The organism is Anaerolineales bacterium (genome assembly GCA_022866145.1).
Lineage (GTDB): Bacteria > Chloroflexota > Anaerolineae > Anaerolineales > E44-bin32 > PFL42.
This window is the reverse complement of sequence record JALHUE010000363.1, coordinates 1-4,704: the sequence shown is the minus strand read 5'-3', so window position 1 is coordinate 4,704 and position 4,704 is coordinate 1. Positions and strand designations below refer to the sequence as shown.

Here is a 4,704-nt window from a genome sequence, read left to right as displayed (position 1 = left end):
TAGCCGCCGGCGACCTGGATGACCTCCGCTCCCAGGCTGCGGATCCCGGTCACTTTGACCGCCACGGCCCCGGCTGGCACCACGATCTGGGCTGGCGCCCCCAGGAGCCTGGCGGCATACGCAACCCCCAGGCCATGGTTGCCCGCCGAGGCGGCAACCACCCCCTGCCTTCTGGCCCGAGCAGCGTCAGTCATCAGCCGGTTCAAGGCCCCCCGCACCTTGAAGGAGCCGGTGGGCAGACTGCCCTCGTCTTTCAGGAGCAGGCCGGCCGCCTCCGCCCACACCACGCGGGATGGGGGCAAGTGTTGGGCCAAGAGCCGGCCCGCTCGCCTGATCGTTTCGTAGCTAACCTGTTCCGGATCGCCCATCGCGGGCCCGCAGCGCAAGATCTGGAACGTCCGTGATCACGCCGTCCACCCCCCAGTCGAGGAGCTCCCGGATTCGGGCAGGATCGTTCACGGTCCACACGTTCACGCGCCGCCCTGCTCGGTGTTCTCGCAGGATGGTCTCGGGCGTTACCATGGGATCCTCCGGGTGGTACGCCTGCTGGGGCGAGACCCAGCGGTAGACGGCTCGTTTGAGCCCCGCCGCGGAGGCCCTCACTACAAGTGCCCTCGGGATCTCGGGGGCGAGTCGTTTCGCACGCCGCAGTGACAGCGGATTCAACGAAGAAAACAGAACACGCGCCTGCAGCCCCGCCGCCTTCACCAACCGGACGACTTCCTCAGGTAGCGCATCCATCGGTCGCTCATAGTTGGTGAGTTCAACGTTGATCAACACCGAACTGCTGACAGCCTCGAAGACCTCCTCCAGAGTAGGGATGCCTTCTCCCGTGAAACTGGCGCTGAATTTCCGCCCGGCATCCAGCTGCTTGAGTTGGTCGAGGGTATGTGCGGACAACTTGCCGGCGCCAGTCGTCGTTCGCTCCAGCGTTCTGTCGTGATGCACAACGACCTGCCCGTCCCTGGTCAGCTTGGCGTCGAGCTCGATCGCCTGCGCGCCCATCTCTCCCGCCAGGCGAAAGGCGGCCAGGGTGTTCTCCGGGGCATAACGCGACGCCCCGCGGTGGGCAATGATCAGCGGGGCGTCCTGAAGCCACTCCGATGGGTGCGGGTGGGTCACAGCTCGACGAAATACGCCTCCGCGGCGCGGTCCAGCAGCTCTTTGCTCATGGCGGGTTCGACATTCTGGTAGCGCGAGATATCCAGGATCTGGTCGCAAATGTCTCGAGGGTGGGATGCCCTTAGCTTGCGGTTGCGCTTGATGTACCACTCTTGGAGCATGTAGGCCAGCCCCTTGTCCGAGTACGCCACGCCCTTGGCCTCGGCCACCCGCTTGAACACCTGGCGGAATTCTTCATAGGAGGGATCCCCGACCTCGATCTTGTGGCGCAGGCGGCGCAAGAAGGCTTCGTCCACCAGATCCTTGGGCGGTAGGTTCGTCGAAAAGACAACCAGCACATCAAAGGGCACATCGATCTTGCGGCCGGTGTGCAGCGTCAGGTAGTCCAGCCGATTCTCCAGGGGCACGATCCAGCGGTTGAGCAGGTCACGCGGCCGCACCTGCTGACGGCCGAAGTCATCGATCAGCAGCACCCCCCCGTTGGCCTTTACCTGGAACGGCGCCTCGTAGTACTTGTGGACATCGTCGAACACCAAGTCAAGGCCGGCCAGGGTCAACTCGCCGCCGACGACAATGAACGGCCGCCGGATCTTCACCCAACGCTCGTCGCGCTTGGCGCCGGTCTTCAGGGTTCCTGTCCCGGGGGGGGCGGCATCCTCTTCCGGGGCCAGTTCATGGTTCACCGAGTCGTAAAGCTTGACGACCTGCCCTCCGATATCGATCGCGAACGGTATGAACATGTCCTCCTGCAGGATCATGTTGCCGATGGCGCGGGCGATCGACGTCTTGCCGTTGCCGGGCGGCCCGTACAGGAAGATCGAGGTCCCGGAGTTGACGGCCGGGCCAATCCGGTTGAAGGTCTTCTCCGACAGCACCAGATCCGTCAGCGCCTGCCGCATCAGCCGCGGATGTACCGTTGGCCGTCCGCGGCTCTGGCGGCGCATCGAGTCATTGTAGACAGCGATCGGCACCGGCGCCGGCCCGGCGTACTGGCTGCGCTCCAGCGCCTCTCGCGCTCGCGCGATTCCAGCTCCGGTGATGGCGTACTGGTAAGACCCTTCGCCAAACCCGACCTGGGTCTTGATCTCGACGAATTTCTCGCGCTTCAGCGTCTCCAGCAGTAGGTCCGCCACTCCGACGAAGGGCAGGCTCATCGCCTCGGCCACGCGGAAGCCGGTCTGGTAGCCATGGAAGTACAGGATCTTCAGCGCCAGGTCCTGGAGCCACAGCTCCGACAGGCCGGTGTCCTCAATTCGGGTGACCGGAGGCGGGATGAAGCGTAGGTTGGAGGTGGTCCTCTCGACAGCTGGCGCGTTCGGCCGAGCAACGGTCCTAGGCAATGACATTCCGTGCCTCCCGGCTTCCGGTGAGTTCGCCGATGTTTGTGCGTCCTGCAGCGGATGCAAGCCGCGGGCCAGGGCGGGCAGTCCCGTCTCAGGCCTCCCAATTATATGGCCACGAGGACTCGCAGGCAAATCCCCGTTTGTCCTACCTCCGCCGATGCAGTAGAATCCACCCATGCCAGCCACACTCAGTGTCGTCATGCCCGTCTACAATGAGCGGGCGACGATCGAAGCCATCCTCAGCCGGGTCAGCGGCTCCGGCCTAGCGGACGAGATCATCGTAGTCGACGATGGCTCCAACGATGGCACCCGAGATGTCCTGGCCGGCCTGACCCCGAAGTACCGCAGCCTACGGACCATCTTGCACGAGCGCAACCTGGGCAAGGGCGCGGCCGTTGTCACCGGAATCCGCGCCGCCACCAAAGATCTGGTCCTGATCCAGGATGCCGATCTGGAATACGATCCCCGGGATTACCCTGCCCTGCTGGAGCCCTTGCTCGACGGGCGGGCCGACGCGGTGTACGGCTCCCGCTTCCTGGGCGCCCCCCGCCGAACGACCATGTTCTGGCACATGGTCGCCAACCAGCTGCTGACGCTGATGACCAACGTGCTGTACAACAGCATCCTCTCGGACATGGAAACCGGCTACAAAGTGTTTCCGCGCGTCTTGATCCAGTCGATCCCGCTACGGGCCAAGCGCTTCAACTTTGAGCCTGAGATCACGGCCAAGCTGCTCAAGCGGAAGACCAGGGTTTTCGAGGTTCCGATCTCCTTCAACCCCCGCGAATATTCCGAGGGGAAGAAGATTGGCTTGAAAGACGCCTTTGAGGCTGTCTGGACGCTGCTCAAGTACCGGTTTGTGGACTAGCCGGCCGCACATCCTTCAAGTTCAACTGCAGACTCCCCACCCCCAAGTAGTTATTGCGCTCCAGGTTGAACAAGATATCGACCTGGCGCGGCAGGTCCTTGAGCCGATCCCCCAGACGGAAGCCGATGGCATCCATGGACCGCTGCTGGTCGCGAAGCAGGAGCTTGAGGTGCGCCCCATCGCTCCCTACAGCCCGCTTGGAAAGCACTTCGAGGTTCCTGGCAGCAAACAGCACCGGCGGGTTCCCTTGCCCGGTCGGCTCGAATTGGTCCAGGAACCGCATCAGGACTTCGTCCAGCTGGTTTAGCGACGCAACCGCGTCGACGCGCAGCTCGGCACCCAATTCGCCCTGCAGAACGTCAGCCGCCATCGCTTCCAGTGCTCTCCCGATCGGCTCCAGCTTGTCAGTGGCAGCCGTGAAGCCAGCGGCGGTTGCGTGGCCACCGAACTCGATCAATTGGTCGGAGATCCGCTCGAGGGCGGCTGTGATCGGGAACTCCGCCACACTTCTCAAGGAGGCTCGCACTGTCTCGTCGCCGACTCTCGCGACTAGGGACGGACGGTAGAACTCCTCGGTCAGCCGCGCCGCCACCAAACCCAGGATCCCCTCGCCAAGATCGCGGCTGTGGACCGTCAACAGCGCCGGAAGGCTCTGCTGGCTGAGGACCTGCTCGCGGGCCTTCTCAAACTCCCTGCGCGTCACACCCTGGCGGGTGCGATTGGCCTGGTCCAGGTCCTGGGCGAGTCGGGCCGCCTCGATCTGGTCCTCGGCCAGAAGCAGATCCAGCGCCGGGCGAGGGGAGTGGAGACGCCCCACTGCGTTCAGCCGAGGCGCCACGCCGAAGGCGATCGAAGCCGCGTTGACCTCTGCGCCCCGCGCCCCGGCGACCCGCATCAGCTCCGCCAGGCCCAGCCGCGGCGACTGGCGCAACAGATCCAGCCCTTGCGCCACAAGGTATCGGTTTTCACCGTTGAGCGGAGCCAAGTCGGCGATCGTGCCAATAGCCACCAGATCCAAAGTTGCGTCCGGCCTCAGGTTGGGGCACGTGGCGGAGACCGCCTGCAGCAGCTTGTAGGCTACCCCTGCGCCGCTCAGGCCAGCATACGGGTAGGCTGTGCCCTCGAGTCGAGGATTGACAACGGCCCTGGCGGGCGGCAGCTCGGATCCAGCCAGATGATGATCGGTGACGATGACGTCAATTCCTTGGGAGCGGGCCCAGGCCACTTCGCCCACGGAGCGGACGCCACAATCGACCGTGATGACAAGTGAGACTCCCTGCCCGCCGAGCAAACTCAGCGCCTCGGCTCTGAGGCCGTAGCCCTCGGCAAAACGGTCCGGCAGGTGCGCCACGGGAGCCAGGCCCAAAGCAC

5 protein-coding genes are annotated in these 4,704 nt (G+C 64.5%); 1 reads left to right on the top strand and 4 read right to left on the bottom strand.

Translation table 11 applies throughout. The features are described from left to right. The 3 genes from MUO23_11120 to MUO23_11110 form a co-directional block, all read right to left on the bottom strand. Window positions 1-314 (bottom strand): pyridoxal-phosphate dependent enzyme (locus MUO23_11120; GenBank protein ID MCJ7513507.1); only part of this gene is annotated, 314 nt, incomplete at its 3' end. Between the two features lie 31 nt (window positions 315-345). Next, complete coding sequence (locus tag MUO23_11115; protein ID MCJ7513506.1) at window positions 346-1,122, bottom strand: hypothetical protein; 777 nt, start codon at window positions 1,120-1,122, stop codon at window positions 346-348. Continuing rightward, entirely contained in the window at window positions 1,119-2,468 is a 1,350-nt protein-coding gene (locus MUO23_11110) for an AAA family ATPase (GenBank protein MCJ7513505.1), read from the bottom strand. The genes MUO23_11115 and MUO23_11110 overlap by 4 nt, the downstream gene beginning before the upstream one ends. A 172-nt stretch (window positions 2,469-2,640) precedes the next feature. On the opposite strand from MUO23_11110, the gene MUO23_11105 reads away from it, so the two are divergent. After that, window positions 2,641-3,333: a glycosyltransferase family 2 protein gene (locus MUO23_11105; GenBank protein MCJ7513504.1), complete on the top strand. Its 693-nt coding sequence runs from the start codon at window positions 2,641-2,643 to the stop codon at window positions 3,331-3,333. Here MUO23_11105 and recJ read toward each other — a convergent pair. Continuing rightward, window positions 3,311-4,704, bottom strand: a 1,394-nt coding sequence (gene recJ / locus MUO23_11100) for a single-stranded-DNA-specific exonuclease RecJ (GenBank protein MCJ7513503.1), incomplete at its 5' end; no start/stop codon positions are given. The two genes, MUO23_11105 and recJ, sit on opposite strands and share 23 nt — an antisense overlap.